Consider the following 18,897-nt stretch of genomic DNA (forward strand, 5'->3'; position numbering starts at 1 on the left):
GGCGCCGTTCATCACGGTCCCGCGGTTTTTACATATCAGAAAAGCCCCCGCAATTATTGCGGGGGCTTTTTCATTACTTCATCCATTCAGTATGGAAAATGCCTTCTTTATCCGTGCGTTCATACGTATGCGCGCCGAAGTAGTCACGCTGCGCTTGAATTAAGTTTGCAGGAAGCACTGCCGTACGGTAGCTGTCATAATACGCAAGTGCGCTTGAGAACGAAGGTACCGGCACGCCTTGGGCTACCGCAAGTGAAATGACTTGGCGAAGAGCGCCTTGGTAGCTTTCTGCGATATTTTTGAAATAACTGTCAAGAAGCAAGTTGTCAAGCTCCGGCTCACGGTCATACGCATCTTTGATCTTTTGCAGGAACGCCGCGCGGATGATACAGCCGCCGCGGAAGATCATAGCGATTTCACCGTATTTCAGATCCCAGTTATATTCTTCTGACGCGGCTTTCATTTGGGCGAAGCCTTGTGCGTAAGAACAGATTTTACTCATGAAGAGTGCTTTTCTGACCGCTTCAATCAGCTCTTCTTTATTTTCAGTGACCGGCTTAACGTCAGGTCCTGACAGAAGGCCGCTTGCTTTCACACGCTCTTCTTTCATTGCGGAAATGAAACGCGCAAACACAGATTCCGTGATAATCGGAAGCGGCACGCCTAGGTCAAGAGCGCTTTGGCTTGTCCATTTACCCGTTCCTTTTTGACCTGCTTTATCAAGGATGACATCAACAAGCGGTTTGCCTGTTTCTTCATCTTTCTTGGTGAAAATGTCAGCCGTGATTTCGATCAGATAGCTGTCAAGTTCCCCTTTGTTCCACTCAGCGAATACTTCGTGAAGCTCTTCTGCAGACAGTCCGAGCACCTGTTTCAGAATGAAGTATGACTCAGAGATCAGCTGCATGTCACCGTATTCGATACCGTTGTGCACCATTTTCACATAGTGTCCCGCTCCGTCCGGACCGATGTATGTCGTACAAGCTTCTCCGTCCACTTTAGCAGAAATGGCTTCTAAAATCGGTTTCACAAGTTCATGCGCTTCCTTTTGGCCGCCCGGCATAATAGAAGGCCCTTTCAGCGCTCCCTCTTCACCGCCTGATACACCCGTTCCGATAAAGTGAATGCCGCTTTCGGCAAGCTCTTTGTTCCGGCGCTGTGTATCTTTATAGTATGTATTTCCGCCATCAATCAAAATATCGTCTTTTTCCAGATGAGGAAGAAGAGATTGAATCGTCGCATCCGTTGCAGTTCCCGCTTTAACCATTAATAGAATTTTGCGGGGCGTTTCAAGAGACTGGACAAACTCTTCGATGCTGTATGTACCGACAACATTTTTGCCTTTTGCCTCTTCTAAAAACTCTTCCGTTTTGCTGCTTGATCTGTTGTACACAGACACAGAAAATCCCCGGCTTTCGATGTTAAGAGCCAGATTTTTACCCATTACCGCAAGACCGATAACTCCGATTTGTTGTTTTGACATATTCTAACGTCCCTTCTTCAAACGTTTAACCATTTTAAAATTTAAATTAAAATAAAATGATATTTATACTAAAGAAATTATCATAGATAACCCCTTTTTTCAAGTTATTCAGCTTTTCTTTTCATCCTGAAAAAAGTCTCTGTTAAAGCTCGTTCCCTTTGTTTTGCTTTCTTCTTTTTTTATAACGGCGCCTTTTCGGATCAGGTTTCGGCCGTATTTTTCATTCAGCTGATTCATCATCTGAAAAATCGGCTCGTCCTTTGCATCCTCCTTGAACGAAAACAGATCAAGCTGTTTATACGCCTGCTGTTTTTCGACCAGTTCCGTTCCGGTGATGCCGAGAAGCCTTACGGGATTTTGATTCCAATGTTTGTCAAACAGCTCCATTGCCGCTTCCATGATGTCTTTTTTCTGATCAACCGGATTGCTGAGGGTCATACTTCTTGTGACCGTTTTCCAATCCGCATAACGGATCATGATGAACAGCCGGCAGGCCATGACCTCCTTACGCTGGAGCCGTTCGCTTACAGACAGCGCGAGCCGGTCAAACACGCCGGTTAATTCATCCCAGTCAGCCGAATCATGCGACAGGGTGGATGAGTTGCCGACGCTTTTAAATTCATAAATCCGCTCGGGATCGACTTCTGCATGGTGGATGCCGTTTGCTTTATCCTTCAGCCTCGGGCCGTTTATACCGAGCAGCGTTTTCAGCGCACCTTCATCTCCTTTTGCCAAATCACCGATCGTTTTGATGCCGAGCGTTTTTATTTTTTCCGCAGTTTTCGTTCCTATACCGTGCATTTCTTCAATCGGAAGAGGCCACAATACGTCAGGCAGCTCTCTTTTTCTTAAAATGGTGATGCCGAGCGGTTTTTTCATGTCAGACGCCATTTTGGCGAGAAATTTATTCGGAGCGATACCGATGCTTGACGGAAGCAAAAGCTCCTTTTGCAGTCTTGCCTGAATGTCTTTGGCGGTCTCATACGCCCTGTGTCTGTGCGGTGTGTCCGTAATATCCATGTATCCTTCATCAATTGAAACGGGCTCGACTAAATCCGTATACTCCCTCAGGATGCTGAACATTTCTTTTGACGAACTCCGGTAGCGGTCAAAATTCGGAGGCACGACGATGAGTTCCGGACAGAGGCGTTTTGCCCGCCACACCGGCATGGTGGTCTTTACGCCACGCGCTCTTGCTTCGTAGCTGCAGGTTACGATGATTCCTTTCCGTTCCTTCACGTTTCCGGCAACGGCGAGAGGTTTTCCCTTTAAAGACGGATCATACGCCATTTCTACGGAGGCATAGAAACTGTTCATATCGATATGAAATATAATTCTCCCTTTTCCGGCCATCCCGGCGCCTCCTTTCCTTTCATAGACAAACCTCATATATATGTAGTAAAATAAAAGCTGAATGGATGTGATGAAATGATTCTTGAGTCAATGAATGACTTTTTATTTTTAGTCGATTTTTTCACAATTATTCTTCCCGCTCTGACCGCGATCGGCATCGCATTTCTTTTGCGTGAGTGCCGCGCAGGCGAGCATTGGAGAACGAAACGAATAGATGAACATCAAGCAGTCGTTCAGCTGAACCGAACAGACTTTCTTATTATTATATATCATCGCATTACAACTTGGATACGTAAAGTCATCCGCATGAATTCACCGGCGAATGATGATGAAGATGTCAGCTTCCTCCTTTTATAACGGCAAGTGATAATAAAAAGGAGGAGACATGAATTGTCTAAAACATATCAAAAATGGATTGCATTCGGATTGTTTTTTATCGTGCTGTTCACAGGCCGCTCGGCGTTTGCGGCGACATCTCAGACTCAGACGGGAGGACTCGGAAATATCGGGTTTTTCCACGATTACCTGATCGAGCCGTTTTCGGCCCTTTTAAAAGGTGTGGCGGGCCTGTTCCACGGTGAGTACGGACTGTCGATTATTCTGGTGACGATTATCGTCCGGATCGTTGTATTGCCTTTGTTTGTGAACCAATTTAAGAAACAGCGGGTGTTCCAGGAAAAAATGGCTGTGATCAAACCGCAGGTCGACAGCATTCAGGCTAAAATGAAAAAAACGAAAGATGCGGAAAAACAAAAAGAACTGCAAATGGAAATGATGAAGATTTACCGTGAGCATAATCTGAATCCGATGGCAATGGGATGTCTTCCGATGCTGGTGCAATTCCCGATTTTGATCGGTTTTTATTACGCCATCCGCTCAACGCCGGAAATCGCTTCACACTCATTCCTGTGGTTCAGTCTAGGGCATTCTGATATGCTTGTATCACTGTGCGCGGGGGCCATGTATTTCTTACAGGCTTATGTTTCCCAAAAATTAAACGAGAAATATTCACCGGCCGCTCAAAACCCGGCCGCGATGCAGTCAGCAAAAATCATGGTCTTTATCTTCCCTGTCATGATGACTATTTTTTCACTTAACGTTCCGGCTGCGCTTCCGCTTTACTGGTTTACAAGCGGACTGTTTTTGACAGTGCAAAACGTACTTTTACAGCAGACGCATCATAAAAAGAAACAAGCTGCGGCACAAGCGGAGCCCGTAAAGTCATAATACTGAACCTGCCGGATGAGTTCCGGCAGGTTTTTTCATGCGTTTGCAGATGCGAAAAAAAGCACCCAATTCATTGGGTGCTTCGTTTTCAGTTTGCCGCTGTTTCGATAATGGCAACGACCATTTCCGCCGTTTTCACGAGCTCTTCAATCGGCATTTTTTCATTTTTCGTGTGGATTTGTTCATAGCCTACTGACAGGTTGACTGTCGGAATGCCGTGGCCGGCAATGACGTTCGCGTCACTTCCGCCGCCGCTTGTCTGAAGTTCGCTCGGCCGGCCGATTTTTGCCGCCGCTTTTTTCGCGACTTCCACAACCTGATCGCCGTCCTGATATTTGAAACCCGGATACATGACTGCGATGTCCACTTCTGCGCGTCCGCCCATCTCAGCTGCCGCAGATTCGAAAGCTTCTTTCATTTTCTGCACTTGCGCTTCCATTTTTTCAGGGACTAATGAACGCGCTTCAGCCAGAATATCGACCTGGTCGCAGACGATATTGGTTTGTGTGCCGCCTTCAAAACGCCCGATATTAGCCGTTGTTTCTTCATCAATACGGCCGAGCGGCATTTTTGAGATCGCTTTTGACGCGATTGTAATAGCGGAGATGCCTTTTTCCGGTTCCACTCCGGCATGAGCCGTTTTCCCGAAAATGGTTGCTCTCACTTTCGCTTGTGTCGGCGCGGCTACAATGATGTTGCCCACTTTCCCGTCTGAATCAAGCGCAAAACCGTATTTCGCGGTAATATCTGAACGATCCATTGCTTTTGCCCCGACTAACCCTGATTCTTCTCCGGCTGTGATGATGAATTCAATTGTTCCATGCTCGATGTTTTGTTCTTTGAGTACTCTGATGGCTTCAAACATTGCGGCAAGGCCCGTCTTATCATCAGCGCCGAGAATCGTCGTGCCGTCGGTTTTCACATAACCGTCTTCCACAACCGGCTTAACGCCTTTGCCCGGGACAACCGTGTCCATGTGCGATGTGAAATAAATCGTATCTGCATCTTTTGTGCCCTTTAAAGTACAGATTAAGTTGCCGGCTCCGTGGCCCGTCACTTCTTTTGTATCGTCTTCTTTTACGCTCAATCCTAAATCAGTGAATTTTTGTTTGAGCACTTTGCTGATTTCCGCTTCATGCTTTGTTTCTGAATCAATTTGGACGAGTTCCAGAAATTCTTCCAGCAGGCGTTTTTCGTTTACCATTTACAGTTCCCTCCGTTTAAAGCGGTATATTACCGTGCTTTTTTTTCGGTCTTTCCTCTTCCTTATGCGCAAGCATGTCAAATGCCTGAATCAATTTTTTCCTCGAGTCTTCCGGCCGGATGATATCATCCACCATTCCGCAGGCCGCCGCTTTATACGGACCGGCGTTTTCCTGTTCGTATATGGCTTTTTTTTCGCGTTTCGTTTTTTCCGGATCATCAGAAGCCTGTATGTCTCTGCGGTATAAAATCGACGACGCGCCTTCAGCTCCCATCACGGCGATTTCCGCATTCGGCCAGGCGAATACAAGATCTGCCCCGAGGCCTTTCGAATTCATGGCGACATAAGCGCCTCCGTAAGCTTTTCTGATGATGAGCGTCACTTTCGGCACGGCCGCTTCGGCAAAAGCATAAAGCAATTTTGCTCCGTGACGGATGATTCCCGCGTGCTCCTGCTGAAGGCCCGGCAGAAATCCCGGAACATCAGCGATCGTTAACAGCGGAATATGAAACGCGTCGCAAAAACGGATGAATCTCGACGCTTTGTCAGCGGCATCTATCGTCAGGCTCCCCGCCAAATGTTTCGGCTGGTTTGCGATAACACCGACTGTGCGCCGTCCGATCTTCAGAAAACCGACAGCAATGTTTTTGGCAAAGTACGGCTGAATGTCAAAAAACGTTCCGTCATCCGCCAGTTCTTTTATCACCTGTAACATATCGTAAGGTTTCGAACTGTCCGCGGGAACGAGGGTATTTAATAACGGTCTGGCGTCTTCCTTTTTAACAGGTGATGCCGTCTGTCTCCCATGCGGAAGATAAGAAAGCAGCGTTTTCACTGCGGAAAGAGCCTCTTTTTCCGTACGTGCGGAATAGTGGGCATTTCCGCTTATCACATTATGTATTCCCGCACCGCCTAAACTTTCCGCGTCAATCTGTTCACCCGTAACTTGTTCAATGACTTTCGGGCCTGTAATAAACATGTGCGACGTATTTTCCGCCATAATCACAAAATCCGTGAGAGCGGGTGAATAAACAGCACCGCCGGCACACGGCCCAAGGATGACAGAAATTTGCGGAATCACTCCCGAGTAAAGGACGTTGCGCCTGAAGATATGACCGTATCCATTTAATGATACCACACCCTCTTGAATTCTCGCACCACCTGAGTCGTTCAGCCCGATGATCGGGGTTTTATTTTTCGCGGCCAGATCCATCACCGCTGCGATTTTCTCCGCATGTGTCTCGCCGAGCGTCCCGCCGAGTACGGTAAAGTCATGAGCAAACAAATACACGGGCCGTCCGTCAATTGTGCCGTATCCGGTAATGACCCCGTCTCCCGGCGCATTTTGACACCCGGGCATGCGGCTTTTTGCAAATGGCTGAAGCTCTGAAAAACTGTCTTTGTCCAATAAATAGGCAATTCTTTCTCTTGCCGTCAGCTTGCCTTTTTTGTGCTGTTTTTCATTTCTTTCCGCTCCGCCGCCGTTTGTTAAAAAGGAACGTTTTTCGTTTAAGTGTCTGATATGCTCACTCATGCTCATCTTGAGTTTCTCCTTTATCAATTGTTTCACAAAGCTCAATCAGGACCCCGTTCGCTTCTTTTGGAGAGAGAAATGCGATTTTCTTCCCGCCCGCTCCGTTCTGCGGTTCATGATGGATCAATGTCATGCGGCATGATTCAAGCTCCTTGATCGTTTCCTTAATGTCGTCGCACCGGAACGCCAAATGATGAAGTCCTTCACCTCTTTTCTGTAAAAAAGAGCTGACGGGAGACGCGTCAGACAGCGGCTCAATCAGCTCAAGCTTTGTGCCTCCCGCTTCTAAAAAAGCAACTTTCACATTTTGTCCGTTTACCAGCTCGTCTCCCATATAAGTAAGCCCAAGCATCCGTTCGTAAAATCCTCTTGCGGCATCAATAGAGCTGACGGCAATACCGACATGATCAAGTTTTTTCATAGCGCTGCCACCTGCTTTCCGCCATAGGATATGGCTTGTTCATACAAGCAAAACACGTTAAAATGATAAACAGTAATCTTAAGGAGTGAAACGATGTCTCAAAAATTCATGAAAAGCGCAGTCATCGTCATTTTAGGCGTATTTATACTGTCAACCGTCCTCTCAGGCATTATGATGTATTTGCGATAAAAAAGCAGGCGCCTCATTGCACAGGGATTTCCTGCTTTTTTATGAGGGCTTTCCGCTCTTTTGCAATGTCCTCAAATGAGCGGTTTTCTTTTGTAATCAACACTTTTGTTCCCTCAGGGATGATCCGAAAAATATGAATGACATCCCGGTTTTTCATACGGATGCAGCCGTTTGATACAAACCCTCCGATCAGCTCTTCTCTGTTTGTCCCGTGAATGCCGTATATCCTGCCGTCGGTTCCTTTCGCGTCAAAACCGATCCAGCGGACGCCGAGCGGATTTTCCGGCGCGCCTCCCTCTACATTTTTCTTCCGGTAATACGGATTTACGGCTTTAACCGTTACCGTAAATTCTCCTTCAGGCGTCAGATCATCTGTCTTTCCCGTCGCCACCTGATAAATGCCTTCTATTCGATTATCCTTCACAACCGCAAGCGCATTTGTGGCTTTATTGACGATTATATAAGGGTCACCCGGCAAAGGATTCGCGCCAAGCGGCCAAAGCGGGGACAGCAGCAGGGCGGCTGACAATAAAAAAAATCGCATGGGCTCCCCTCCTTTTTTCATTAGAATGACCAATGAAAGGAGGACTCATGCGATGATCCATGTGTTTTTTACAGCTTGATGCCTTTGAAATAACTTTTAATCACGAGATATTGCTCCATCTCACCGAGCAGGTGAAACAAAGCCGCCCGCGCTTCAAACTCCTCGCGTGTTGCCGGGAGCGGCATCTCTTCAAATTCCGTTCTCATATCTGCAAGTCTTTTTAAAAATTTATGAGCGGTATTGCCGGGATGAATGGCTTCCCTTAATTCATGGATGAAATGGGCAATCATTTTTCCCTGCTCCACCGTTATTGAAATAGAGGTAATCTTCGGCAGCAGCCGTTCGATAATTTCAAATTGTTTCTGTCTCATCTTAAAATAATGATAATAGAGATTTTCATGGCGCAAAATATGATTCTGCACGTCCCGGTAGGCAAGGTTTTTCGCCTCTTGAATCATCTGATGGGTCTCCGGTATTTCCTTCCCCGTCCAATCTTGCTCACCAGTTAACAAATACCGTTCGATTTCAGCGAAGATGACGGCAAAATTGTCCTCAATTTTTTTCCGGTACGCCGCAAGTTTCCTGTCGAGGCTCGGCATATACAGATTCATTAACAGCGCGACACCGATACCTACGATGATCAGCTGGAACTCATTCCAGATAAACGCCATCGTAATGCCGCCGGACATATATAGATGAAGAATGATAACTGAGCTTGTGACGATCCCTTCGTTTATTTTCAAAACGACTGTAGCCGGAATAAACAGCACCAGCAATATTCCAATCACAAACGGATAATAGCCGATCAGTCCGAAAAAGACATATGAAAAGACGATTGCCAATAAACAGGCGGCAAATCGGGCCCACGAGGCCTGAAGCGACCGCTTTTGCGTAATTTGGATGCACAATATGGTGATGATTCCTGCGGATGCGAAGTTTTGCAGATGCAACAGCTGAGCTAAATAAATGGCCAGCGCCGTTCCAAGTGCGGTCTTTAGTGTGCGGTAACCGATTTTAAACATTGCTTGCTCCATTCTGTTTGTTTCTTTCTCAAAAAAAAGAAGAAGAGCAATCTTCTTCTTTTCTTACAGTTATATTTTATAATATTTTTTCTAAAAAGTCCTGTGCTCTTTTTGACTTCGGAGAAAGAAAAAATTCTTCCGGCGGCCCGTCTTCCACTATCGTGCCTTCATCCATAAATAATACACGGTCTGCGACTTCTTTGGCAAATCCCATTTCGTGCGTGACGATGACCATCGTCATACCCGTTTGAGCAAGCTCTTTCATAACCTCAAGGACTTCTTTGACCATTTCCGGGTCAAGAGCTGAGGTCGGCTCGTCAAACAGCATGATGTCAGGATTCATGGCAAGGGCACGCGCGATGGCGACACGCTGCTTCTGCCCGCCTGACAAACGGTTCGGATAGTCGTTCTGTTTTTCAAGCAGTCCGACTTTTTCAAGGAGAGCGCACGCCTTTTCTTCCGCCGCCTTTTTGGACTCTTTCTTCACGCTGACCGGCGCGTATGTGATATTTTCAAGCACCGTTTTATGCGGAAACAGATGAAAATGCTGAAATACCATCCCGATATTTTCCCGCACTTTCAGTTTATTCGTTTTAGCGGCGGTGATTTCTTTTTCTTTAATGGCAATCAATCCGCCGCTCGGAGTTTCCAGCAGGTTTAAGCAGCGCAGAAACGTTGATTTGCCGGAGCCGGAAGGTCCGATGACAGCGACGACTTCCCCTTCTGCGATCTGTGTTGAAATGTTTTTCAGTACTTCATGTTTTCCGAATGATTTTGACAGGTTGTCGACCTTAATCATTGGCTTTCAGCTTCCTTTCTACGCCTTTTCCGATGAATGCTAAGATCAAAACGAGCACGTAATAGATGAAACCGGCCACAATGAGAGGCTCTAAATAGTTGTATGTTGCGGCCCCGGACTGGTAGGCCCGTCTCATAATATCGCCGAGACCGATTACGGTGACGATCGCCGATTCTTTCGTCAAGGTGATTAATTCGTTAATAATGGCCGGAGAAATGTTTTTAAATGCCTGCGGCAGCAGCAGATCTTTCATCATTTTTCCGTACGGCACGCCGAGAGCGACGGCCGCTTCTTTTTGTCCTTTGTCAATCGCGTTGATTCCCGCTCTGATAATTTCAGAGACGTAAGCTGCTGAATTAAGTGATAATGCGGTGACCGCCGCCCAAAATTGGTCGATCTGAAAGCCGAGAAGCTGCGGCATCCCGAAATAAATGATCATCAGCTGCAGCACGAGCGGCGTGCCGCGGAATATCGAAGTATAAAAATCCGCAATCCATTTCAGCAGACTGATCGTGCTGATTTTAAACAAACTGAGCACGATGCCTAATATAAGGCCGATGACCGCTGAAACGAGCACAATTTTCAATGTGACGGCAAGGCCTTCCAATATAAAAGGAATTTGGGGTATTGTCGCTGAGAAATCCAAATTCATACGTTTGATCTCCTTTACCTGTATTCAAGATAAAAAGCTCAACGAAAAGTTGAGCTTTCTTTTATTTCTCGTTGGTGAACCATTTCTTCTTCAGTTTTTCGATTTCTCCGTTTTTCTCCATTTCTTTCAGCGCTTTGTTAAACTTCGCTGTCAGATCACTGTCTTTGCGGAACGCAATCGCGGAACCCGATTCGTCTGATTTCGCATCTGCTGATGCAAAGCCCTGCAGATCATTATTTGAACTGAAATAGCCTTGTGCTACGATGTCTTCGATAATCGCGGCATCAAAACGCCCGGATTTAATCTCTTCCGTTAAGTCTGAAATGCGGTTGCGGTCTTCAAGCTGGAAACCGTATTTCGAAGCAAGTTTCTTGCCTTTTTCTTCTTGAATGGAGCCGAGCTGAACACCGACGGTTTTGCCTTTCAGATCATTCAGGGATTTAATGCTGCTTCCCTTTTTCGTAACGATCATATTGTTAGCAGTATAATAAATACCGGAGAAATCCACTTGCTTTTTCCGTTCCGGCGTAGGTGTCATTCCTGATAAAATCATATCAACCTGCTTAGACTTCAGGGCTGTAATCAGGCTGTTAAAGTCCATGTCCTGCACCTCAACGTCATAGCCGGTCTTTTTGCCCAGAGCTTTTGCCAAATCAACGTCAAACCCGACGATCTGATCGCCGTCTTTATATTCAAATGGTTTATAATCAGCCGATGTACCCATAATCAATTTGTTCTTTCCGCCCTCTGAGCCTGAATTGCCTGATCCGCAGGCGGACAGCGCAAAGGTGATACATGCGGCAACCAATACCAACAGCCATTTCTTCATGATTATTTTCCCCCATATCTGCTTATCTCTTAAAATTGAATATTTATTCGTTAATCTGTATTTTAAACACTTTTTAATAGTTATGCAATACTATTTTCGAAAAATATATTTCCCTTTCTGTGTTTATTATAGTCATTGTTTCCCGAATGAGTGACAACTGAACGCCGGTGCATAAATAATTTATATTTATACAAACCCAATATAAAAAAACCCCGCAAGCGCTCGGCTCCGGGGTTTTCCTTTCACTTATACTTCTTCACAATATTCTTCAAATGCTTCCTGCAGTTTTGTGACGACGGCCATAGGCTCATGTCCTTCAATTTCATGGCGTTCCACCATTTTCATGATTTTCCCGTCTTTTAAAATCGCAAATGACGGAGAGGACGGCGGATAGCCTTCAAAGTATTCTCTCGCTTTGGCTGTCGCTTCTTTGTCCTGTCCGGCAAATACTGTCACAAGCTGATCGGGGCGTTTATCGTAATGTACGGAATGGTACGCCGCAGGTCTTGCAATTCCGCCTGCGCATCCGCACACAGAGTTGACCATGACGAGTGTCGTTCCTTTTTTCGAAAGCGCTTCGTCCACTTCCTCAGCGGTTTTCAGCTCCGTATACCCGGCGGCCGTGATTTCCTGGCGGGCTTGACGCACGACATCATTCATAAATAAATTAAAATCCATATTCAACTGGGACCTCTCCTTTTTGATCATCTACTCTTATGATAGCAAGGAACCTGCCCTATCGGCAAATGACACCGCTCATATCCGAATGTTTTTTGTCTCTTTTATGTTCCTCTATGTAAGTTTATGACCTTTTAAAAACGGGAAACTTGTTAAGGAGATTGTCTGAAATAAAGGAGCAGTCGTATGAGCCAACGGAAAGCAGTATTAATTTATAACGGTAACGCCGGTCAGAAACAGATTGATAAAACGCTCGGCACGGTCGTCCCCATTTTGGCCCAGTCAGCTGATGAGCTTTTGATTAAACCGACCAAACATCAGGATGATGCCCGTCAGTTTTGTGAAAATCTCGACAGCTCAGTTGACCATTTTTATATTTTAGGGGGAGACGGTACGGTGCATCAATGCATCAACAGCATCAGCAAGCTTGATCACAGACCCGCTGTTGGCATTTTGCCGGGAGGAACGTGTAATGATTTCTCACGGGCGCTCGGCATTCCGCAAAACCTTCAAAAGGCCGCTGAAACGCTCGCGGCCGGGCATAAACGGATGATTGACGTCTGTAAATCGGATGACGGCTATTTTCTGAACTTCTGGGGCATCGGGCTGATCACTGAAGCCTCCAGCCATATCAATGAAACAGAAAAAGCATGGCTGGGAAAAATCAGCTACTTCACGAGCGCCTTGCGGACGATGACAAGCGCGAACCCTTTTCCCGTCAAATTGACGATCGACGGTGAGGTGAAAGAAGATGAAGCCGTTATGGTGCTTGTCATGAACGGGCATTACATCGGGACAAACAGAGTTCCCCTGCCTGATGCCAGCCTTCAGGACGGCTTAGCCGATGTGTTAATCTGCCGCAACACAAGCCTTGCAGCGTTGCGGGAGCTGATGACAATGGAGCAGGGTTCATTTGATGATTTCAAAGGAGAGCTGTCCTATATTCAGGCCTCCAGAATTGAAATCGAAACCGGACGCGAGATGGACGCTGATACGGATGGCGAGGTATACGGAAAGACACCTTGCACGATCGAAGTGAAAAAACATCATCTCACTATGCTTGTTCCCGAAGATTCAGAATGAAACTTAAAAAAACTCCCTTTGCCATCTGGCAAAAGGAGTTTTTTTTTAATAGACTGAAGTATTTTCGTCAATGTTTTCTAAAATCTCTTTAACGCGTCCGAGGAAGCGGCCGCACACGAGCCCGTCGAGCACTCTGTGATCCAGAGACAGGCAAAGATTAACCATGTCACGCACGGCAATCATCCCGTTATTCATGACAACCGGACGTTTGACGATTGATTCTACCTGAAGAATCGCCGCCTGCGGATGGTTGATAATGCCCATAGACTGAACCGAGCCGAAAGATCCCGTGTTATTGACGGTAAATGTGCCGCCCTGCATATCATCGGCGGTAAGTTTTCCGTCTCTCACTTTTTTCGCAAGGTCTGTTATTTCTCTCGCTATGCCTTTAATCGTTTTTTCATCAGCATGCTTAATAACCGGAACAAACAGCGAATCTTCTGTGGCAACGGCAATGGAGATATTGATGTCTTTCTTTTGGACGATTTTGTCTCCCGCCCACATGCTGTTCATCTGCGGGAATTCTTTGAGAGCCTGCGCCGCCGCTTTCACAAAGAAAGCAAAAAATGTTAAATTGAAGCCTTCTTTCTGTTTAAACGAGTCTTTTATGCTGTTTCTGTATGCCGTCATGTTTGTGACGTCGACTTCCATCATCGTCCAGGCATGCGGAATTTCTGTTTTGCTTTTATGCATATTGGCTGCGATGGCTTTTCTGACGCCTGTAACCGGAATTTCAATATCACCGGCTGACAGAGCTGGCGCCGGTGCTTGTTTTTGCTGCTGTTTCGGCTCTTGCGGGGCTTGAACGGCAGCCGCTTTTGGCGTTTCCGTCTTCTGCTGCATTCCCGAATCAATGATCTTTTGAATGTCTTTCCGTGTAATTCTGCCGCCTGCACCCGTTCCTTCAACTTGTTCAAGCTGAATGCCGTGTTCTCCCGCTAATCTGAGCACGGCCGGCGAATAACGCGCTTTATTTGACCGGTCTTTGCCTGCACCGTGTGAAGCATTATTTGCAGGTGTGCTTTGCTCTTCTTCCCGCTTCGGCGCTTCTTGGGTTTCCGTTTTTTCTGTTTCAATTTTGCAGATTATCTCGCCGACCGCAAGAGTCTGCCCTTCTTCTCCTACAAGTTCTGTAATCGTGCCCGTAAAAGAAGACGGCACCTCCGCATTCACTTTATCTGTCATGACCTCCGCGATGGGGTCGTATTTATTCACATGATCACCGGGGGATACCAGCCATTTACTGATCGTCCCTTCTGTTACACTCTCTCCGAGCTGCGGCATCGCCATTTGTTCAATCGCCATGTCAAAAACCTCCTTACGTCTTTAAAACTCCGCTAATTCTCTCATCGCGGCTTCTGCTTTGTCAGGATTCATCATGAAGTATTTTTCCATCGTCGGCGCATAAGGCATCGCCGGAACATCAGGACCCGCAAGCCGCTTGATCGGCGCGTCTAAATCAAATAAACAGTTCTCAGAAATAATGGCGGCGACTTCGCTCATAATGCTGCCTTCTTTCGTATCTTCTGTGATCAGCAAAACTTTTCCCGTTTTAGACGCGGCTTCAATGATGGCTTCTTTATCTAACGGATAGACCGTACGCAAGTCTAATACGTGCGCGGAAATTCCGTCTTTTTCAAGACGCTCGGCAGCCTGCAGAGCGAAATGGACGCATAATCCGTACGTAATGACAGTAATGTCGCTGCCTTCGCGTTTTACATCGGCCTTACCGATCGGAAGAACGTAATCATCAGCAGGGACTTCGCCTTTAATTAGGCGGTATGCCCGCTTATGTTCGAAAAACAGCACGGGGTCATCGTCACGGACTGCAGCTTTTAACAGCCCTTTTGCATCATAAGGAGTTGAAGGCATGACAATTTTAAGTCCCGGCTGGTTGGCAAAAATCGCCTCCACAGACTGGGAGTGATACAATGCGCCATGCACGCCGCCGCCGTAAGGCGCTCTGATGACCATCGGACAGGTCCAATCATTGTTTGAACGGTAGCGGATTTTTGCCGCTTCTGAAATGATTTGATTGACCGCAGGAAGAATGAAATCGGCAAACTGCATCTCCGCGATCGGACGCATGCCGTACATCGCGGCGCCGATACCGACACCGGCAATCGCTGATTCCGCAAGCGGCGTATCCATAACCCGCTCTTCTCCGAACTGCTCATAAAGACCTGCCGTGGCTTTAAACACGCCGCCTTTTCTCCCGACGTCTTCCCCGAGAACAAAAACGCGCGGATCTCTTTCCATTTCTTCTTTCATTGCTGCATTAATACTGTCAATATAAGACATTACAGACATAAGTATTCCTCCCTACTTCGCATAAACGTGATCAAGCGTTGATTCAGGAGATGCGTATGGCGCTTTCTCCGCTTCGTCTGTCGCTTCGTTTACGATGGCCATGATGTCATCCAGCATGGCCTTTTCTTCTTCTTCGCCGAGAAGCCCGGCTTCTTGCAGGTATGCTTTGTATATAAGAAGCGGATCTTGTTTCTTTGCTTCTTCTACTTCTTTACGTTCTCTGTAGCTGCTGTCGTCGTCATCACTGGAATGCGGCGTCAAACGGTAGGAAACCGTTTCTATTAATGTAGGGCCTTCGCCTTTAGACGCCAGTTCACGCGCTTCTTTCACAGCCTGATAAACTCCCAGCAGGTCGTTTCCGTCAACAGTGACTCCCGGCATGCCGTAGCCTACCGCCCGGTCGGAAATATTCTCGCAGGCCACCTGTCTGTCATACGGGACAGAGATAGCATACTTATTGTTTTCACACATGAAAATGACCGGCAGTTTATGCACGGCGGCAAAGTTTGCCCCTTCGTGAAAATCTCCCTGGTTGGAAGATCCTTCTCCAAAGGTAACGAAAGAGACGATATCCTTTTTATCCATGCGTCCCGCAAGCGCGATTCCGACCGCGTGAGGCACCTGTGTCGTCACAGGGGATGAGCCCGTTACGATTCTGTTTTTCTTTTGCCCGAAGTGGCCCGGCATCTGCCTTCCGCCTGAGTTCGGGTCAGCCGCTTTCGCAAAACCGGACATCATCAAATCCTTTGCAGTCATCCCGAATGCAAGCACAACCCCCATATCTCTGTAGTACGGAAGCACATAGTCGGTATCACGGTTTAAAGCATAGGCCGCGCCTACTTGAGCCGCTTCCTGCCCTTGACATGAAATAACGAACGGAATTTTGCCCGAACGGTTTAACAGCCACATTCTTTCGTCGATTTTTCTGGCTAACAGCATGGTTCTGTACATTTCAACGGCTTCCGCGTCAGAAAGCCCTAATGCTTGATGGCGGTTTGTAGTCATTCAAACCCCTCCTTCTTTCCTTTTAAAAATGAATCGCGTTTCCGTCTGCGGCTAACGCAGCTTCTCCAATCGCCTCTGAAAGCGACGGGTGCGGGTGTATGGACTGACCGATTTCCCACGGCGTCGCATCGAGGACCTTGGCAAGCCCCGCTTCAGAGATCATATCGGTAACGTGCGGACCGATCATATGAACACCGAGAATATCATCTGTATTGCGGTCGGCGATGATTTTGACAAAGCCGTCGCTTTCTCCGTATACAAGAGCCTTTCCGATCGCCATGAACGGAAACTTCCCGATCTTAAGTTCATGGCCTTTTCCGGCGGCTTCTTCTTCTGTCATACCGACACTCGCCGCTTCCGGATTTGAATAAATGCATTTCGGCACAAGGGCGGCATCAAGCGGAGCCGGATTAAGACCCGCCATATGCTCAACCGCAATGATGCCTTCACGGGAGGCCACATGTGCAAGCTGCAGCCCGCCGACGACATCACCGATCGCATAAATATGCGATTCCTTCGTCTGTCCAGATTCGTTTACGACGATAGAACCGTTTTCCGCTGCAATGTCCGTATTTTCGAGCCCGATACCTTCAATATTCGGCTGGCGGCCGATGGAAACAAGCATTTGTTCCGCGTGATACGTTTCGCTTTCACCATTCTTTTCAGCTTCAATTGAAACGCCGTCCGCTTTTTCCAATGTATCCGGAAGCACTTTCGCACCCGTTACGATCTTAATTCCTTTTTTCGTTAACAGTTTTTCCATTTCGCTTGAAATATCACGGTCTTCAGTCGGCAAAATGCGGTCCGCGTATTCAATTACAGTGATATTGACGCCGAAATCATTCAGCATGGATGCCCATTCAATACCGATGACACCGCCGCCGACGATTATCATGGATTGAGGCAGACGTTCAAGCTGCAGCGCTTCATCTGACGTCAGAATATAAGTACCGTCTGCTTCTAAACCTGGAAGCATTTTCGGCCTTGAACCGGTTGCGATAATTAATTGTTTCGGTATCAGCATGTCGTTTTCTTCACCATTTGCGTATTCGACGGAAATGGTACCCGGAAGAGGTGAGAAGATGGAAGGGCCGAGCATACGTCCGTACCCGTTGAATACATCAATCTTCCCCTTTTTCATCAGATGGGCGACACCTCCGGCCAGCCGGTCAACGATTCCCTGCTTTCGTTTTTGCACGCTGTCAAAACGGAGGGAGACACCTTCCGTTTCAATGCCGAATGCTGCCGCTTCCTTTGCGGTTCGATACACTTCTGCGCTTCTTAACAGCGCTTTACTCGGAATACATCCTTTATGAAGGCATGTTCCGCCGAGTTGTTCTTTTTCTACAACGGCCGTTTTTAAGCCGAGCTGGGCCGCTCTGATGGCGGCAACATAACCGCCCGTGCCGCCGCCCAGAATGACCACATCATACTCAGTCGCCATTTGTTTTCACTCCTTCACCGATCTGATATTGTTTCGCCTGCTCCTCACCGGCTAAAACCCGAAGCGCGCCTTGCGCAAGAGATTGCAGTTCATTTTCTCCCGGATACACCAGTACATCCGAAATCCAATCTATGTACGATCTGATGGCGGAAACGAAATCTTTCCCGTACGCCAATCCGCCTGTCAGGATGATAATGTCTACTTTTCCTTTTAAAACGGCGCTTGCCGCCCCGATTTCTTTCGCTATCTGATAAGCCATGGCGTCATAAATGAGCCTCGCATTTTCATCTCCGTCCTGAATGCGTTTTTCCACTTTCACCGCGTCCGTTGTCCCCAGGTAGCCGGAGAGTCCGCCCGTGCCGACAAGTTTTTTCATCATATCGGCTTTTGAATACTTGCCGGAAAAACACATCTCCACCAGATCACCCGCCGGAACGGTTCCCGCACGTTCCGGACTGAATGGCCCTTCTCCGTGAAGCCCGTTGTTGACATCAGTCACCCGTCCGCAGTCATGAACGCCGACTGTAATGCCGCCGCCCATATGAGTGACGATCATCTTCATCTGTTCATACCGCTTGCCGAGAGACGCCGCCGCCTGACGAGCAACGGCTTTTTGGTTTAAAGCGTGAAAAATGCTTTTCCGCTTGATTTCAGGCATTCCAGATACTTTAGCAAGCGGTGTCATCTCATCCACCACGACAGGATCGACGATATACGCCGGGATATTAAGTCCGTCAGCTATTTCCCTGGCAATAATTCCGCCCAGATTCGAAGCGTGCTGGCCGTTGTACCCGTTTTTCAAATCAGTGATCATGGCGTCATTCACTTCATATGTGCCGCCCTCAATCGGCCTGATCAGGCCGCCTCTGGCACAAACGGCATCAAACTTTGAAATGTTGATGCCCTGTTCGTGCAGAGACTCAAGTATGCTTATTTTTCGAAATTCGTATTGGTCGATAATGCTGTTAAATGTTTTCAGCTCTTCTTCGGGGTGCCGCAGCGTCTTTTCAAAGATACAGCGTTCATTGTGAAAGACACCGATTTTCGTTGATGTTGAGCCTGGATTCAGAATGAGAATGCGTTTTTCCTGTTCGAACATTTTCATACCTCCAGATCAATT

General features: G+C 47.2%; 20 protein-coding genes. 4 read left to right on the plus strand and 16 right to left on the minus strand.

Going from position 1 to position 18,897, the window contains the following annotated elements; genetic code table 11:
- Positions 1-73 precede the first annotated feature (73 nt).
- Positions 74-1,483: an NADP-dependent phosphogluconate dehydrogenase gene (gnd, locus tag QRX25_RS11535; protein ID WP_003153241.1), complete on the minus strand. Its 1,410-nt coding sequence runs from the start codon at positions 1,481-1,483 to the stop codon at positions 74-76.
- A gap of 108 nt (positions 1,484-1,591) precedes the next feature.
- Positions 1,592-2,836 carry a DNA polymerase IV gene (locus QRX25_RS11540; protein WP_212098401.1) on the minus strand — a complete coding sequence of 415 codons (1,245 nt, stop codon included), beginning with the start codon at positions 2,834-2,836 and terminating at the stop codon, positions 1,592-1,594.
- Positions 2,837-2,911: 75 nt separating this feature from the next.
- Between QRX25_RS11540 and QRX25_RS11545 the strand changes: the two genes are divergently transcribed.
- The gene (locus QRX25_RS11545; RefSeq protein WP_013352788.1) at positions 2,912-3,193 is read left to right on the plus strand and encodes a hypothetical protein; all 282 of its coding nucleotides are present in this window, start codon (positions 2,912-2,914) and stop codon (positions 3,191-3,193) included.
- 33 nt (positions 3,194-3,226) lie between these two features.
- Positions 3,227-4,063, plus strand: a complete 837-nt coding sequence (locus tag QRX25_RS11550) for a membrane protein insertase YidC (RefSeq protein WP_212098403.1) — start codon at positions 3,227-3,229, stop codon at positions 4,061-4,063.
- A gap of 88 nt (positions 4,064-4,151) precedes the next feature.
- Here the strand turns inward: QRX25_RS11550 and QRX25_RS11555 are convergent, their stop codons facing one another.
- Genes QRX25_RS11555 through mce form a run of 3 tightly spaced genes read right to left on the minus strand, consistent with a single transcriptional unit; the run spans position 4,152 to position 7,222 of the window.
- Positions 4,152-5,267 carry a tripeptidase T gene (locus QRX25_RS11555; RefSeq protein WP_014472086.1) on the minus strand — a complete coding sequence of 372 codons (1,116 nt, stop codon included), beginning with the start codon at positions 5,265-5,267 and terminating at the stop codon, positions 4,152-4,154.
- Between the two features lie 16 nt (positions 5,268-5,283).
- Positions 5,284-6,807, minus strand: a complete 1,524-nt coding sequence (locus tag QRX25_RS11560) for an acyl-CoA carboxylase subunit beta (RefSeq protein WP_212098405.1) — start codon at positions 6,805-6,807, stop codon at positions 5,284-5,286.
- Complete coding sequence (gene mce / locus QRX25_RS11565; RefSeq protein ID WP_115997612.1) at positions 6,794-7,222, minus strand: methylmalonyl-CoA epimerase; 429 nt, start codon at positions 7,220-7,222, stop codon at positions 6,794-6,796. The genes QRX25_RS11560 and mce overlap by 14 nt, the downstream gene beginning before the upstream one ends.
- A 93-nt stretch (positions 7,223-7,315) precedes the next feature.
- On the opposite strand from mce, the gene prli42 reads away from it, so the two are divergent.
- Complete coding sequence (gene prli42, locus QRX25_RS11570) at positions 7,316-7,411, plus strand: stressosome-associated protein Prli42 (protein WP_016939040.1); 96 nt, start codon at positions 7,316-7,318, stop codon at positions 7,409-7,411.
- Positions 7,412-7,424: 13 nt separating this feature from the next.
- On the opposite strand, the gene QRX25_RS11575 is transcribed toward prli42, so the two are convergent.
- The 6 genes from QRX25_RS11575 to brxB form a co-directional block, all read right to left on the minus strand.
- The gene (locus QRX25_RS11575) at positions 7,425-7,955 is read right to left on the minus strand and encodes a L,D-transpeptidase (RefSeq protein ID WP_065981837.1); all 531 of its coding nucleotides are present in this window, start codon (positions 7,953-7,955) and stop codon (positions 7,425-7,427) included.
- A 68-nt stretch (positions 7,956-8,023) separates the two neighbouring features.
- Positions 8,024-8,977 carry an aromatic acid exporter family protein gene (locus QRX25_RS11580; protein WP_115997835.1) on the minus strand — a complete coding sequence of 318 codons (954 nt, stop codon included), beginning with the start codon at positions 8,975-8,977 and terminating at the stop codon, positions 8,024-8,026.
- A gap of 76 nt (positions 8,978-9,053) precedes the next feature.
- The gene (gene artM, locus QRX25_RS11585; protein WP_212098408.1) at positions 9,054-9,776 is read right to left on the minus strand and encodes an arginine ABC transporter ATP-binding protein ArtM; all 723 of its coding nucleotides are present in this window, start codon (positions 9,774-9,776) and stop codon (positions 9,054-9,056) included.
- On the minus strand, positions 9,769-10,428 hold the full coding sequence (artQ, locus tag QRX25_RS11590) for an arginine ABC transporter permease ArtQ (RefSeq protein ID WP_212098411.1): 660 nt from the start codon (positions 10,426-10,428) through the stop codon (positions 9,769-9,771). The genes artM and artQ overlap by 8 nt, the downstream gene beginning before the upstream one ends.
- Positions 10,429-10,489: 61 nt before the next feature.
- Positions 10,490-11,257 carry an arginine ABC transporter substrate-binding protein ArtP gene (artP, locus tag QRX25_RS11595; protein WP_045510764.1) on the minus strand — a complete coding sequence of 256 codons (768 nt, stop codon included), beginning with the start codon at positions 11,255-11,257 and terminating at the stop codon, positions 10,490-10,492.
- A gap of 246 nt (positions 11,258-11,503) precedes the next feature.
- Positions 11,504-11,941, minus strand: a complete 438-nt coding sequence (gene brxB, locus QRX25_RS11600; RefSeq protein ID WP_003153223.1) for a bacilliredoxin BrxB — start codon at positions 11,939-11,941, stop codon at positions 11,504-11,506.
- A 180-nt stretch (positions 11,942-12,121) separates the two neighbouring features.
- Here brxB and QRX25_RS11605 point away from each other — a divergent pair, with 180 nt between their 5' ends.
- Positions 12,122-13,018, plus strand: a complete 897-nt coding sequence (locus tag QRX25_RS11605; RefSeq protein ID WP_212098414.1) for a YegS/Rv2252/BmrU family lipid kinase — start codon at positions 12,122-12,124, stop codon at positions 13,016-13,018.
- Positions 13,019-13,063: 45 nt separating this feature from the next.
- Here the strand turns inward: QRX25_RS11605 and QRX25_RS11610 are convergent, their stop codons facing one another.
- From QRX25_RS11610 to buk, 5 genes are read right to left on the minus strand one after another with little or no spacing between them, the layout of a single operon-like run.
- Positions 13,064-14,323, minus strand: coding sequence for a dihydrolipoamide acetyltransferase family protein (locus QRX25_RS11610; protein WP_065981842.1), 1,260 nt, complete (start codon positions 14,321-14,323; stop codon positions 13,064-13,066).
- A 21-nt stretch (positions 14,324-14,344) separates the two neighbouring features.
- A complete protein-coding gene (gene bfmBAB, locus QRX25_RS11615) occupies positions 14,345-15,328 on the minus strand; it encodes a 3-methyl-2-oxobutanoate dehydrogenase subunit beta (RefSeq protein ID WP_045510749.1) in 984 nt (327 codons plus the stop codon).
- Between the two features lie 12 nt (positions 15,329-15,340).
- Positions 15,341-16,333 (minus strand): thiamine pyrophosphate-dependent dehydrogenase E1 component subunit alpha, encoded by a 993-nt coding sequence (locus tag QRX25_RS11620; RefSeq protein ID WP_212098417.1) that lies wholly within the window; start codon positions 16,331-16,333, stop codon positions 15,341-15,343.
- Positions 16,334-16,355: 22 nt separating this feature from the next.
- Complete coding sequence (gene lpdA / locus QRX25_RS11625; protein WP_065981844.1) at positions 16,356-17,777, minus strand: dihydrolipoyl dehydrogenase; 1,422 nt, start codon at positions 17,775-17,777, stop codon at positions 16,356-16,358.
- Entirely contained in the window at positions 17,767-18,882 is a 1,116-nt protein-coding gene (gene buk, locus QRX25_RS11630; RefSeq protein WP_115997617.1) for a butyrate kinase, read from the minus strand. The genes lpdA and buk overlap by 11 nt, the downstream gene beginning before the upstream one ends.
- Between the last annotated feature and the right edge of the window lie 15 nt (positions 18,883-18,897).

Origin of the sequence: Bacillus sp. L381 (assembly GCF_030284525.1) — a bacterium.
GTDB lineage: Bacteria > Bacillota > Bacilli > Bacillales > Bacillaceae > Bacillus > Bacillus amyloliquefaciens.